The sequence below is a fragment of the Pseudomonas sp. AC463 genome (assembly GCF_979253585.1).
The window spans coordinates 1-577 of the sequence record NZ_CEEDDZ010000068.1 but is presented as its reverse complement, the minus strand read 5'-3'; the positions used below and the strand labels follow the sequence as shown (position 1 = coordinate 577).

Below are 577 nucleotides of genomic sequence, written 5' to 3'. Positions count from 1 at the left end.
CGCGATCCCGGAGCGGCACGCCCGCGGCCGGATCGTGCGGCTCGGCCCGACGCTCAACACCATATTGGCGGCGCACGCTTATCCGCCCGCGATCGAGGCCTTGCTGGCGGAGGCGCTGACCCTGTGTGCGTTGATGGGGGCGACGTTGAAGGACGAGGACGCTCAGTTAACGATGCAGACGCGGTCGGAGACCGGCGTCGTGCAGTTGCTGGTGTGCGACTATCGTGCCGGCGAATTGCGCGGGTACATCCAGTACGATGCCGATCGTCTCGCCGAGGCGCCGGAGCAGCCGACGCTGTTCGCATTGTTCGGCAAGGGATACCTCGCGATCACGTTCGACATGGCGACCACCGGCGAGCGCTATCAGGGCATCGTCCCGCTTGACGGCGAGACGCTGGCCGCCGCCGCGCAAAGCTATTTCGTGCAATCCGAACAGATTCCGACGCTGGTGCGGTTCGGCATGGCGCGCCGGCCGGACGGTTCACTGGTGTCCGGTGGTCTGCTCCTCCAGCATCTGCCGGAGGGAGAGGAGGGTCGCGAGCGCCTGCACACCAAGCTCGACCATCCGGAATGGGAG

General features: G+C 66.7%; 1 protein-coding gene. It reads left to right on the top strand.

Translation table 11 applies throughout. The features are described from left to right. A partial coding sequence (gene hslO / locus AC0IYH_RS29105; RefSeq protein ID WP_471837477.1) for an Hsp33 family molecular chaperone HslO occupies window positions 1-577 on the top strand: 577 nt, incomplete at both ends.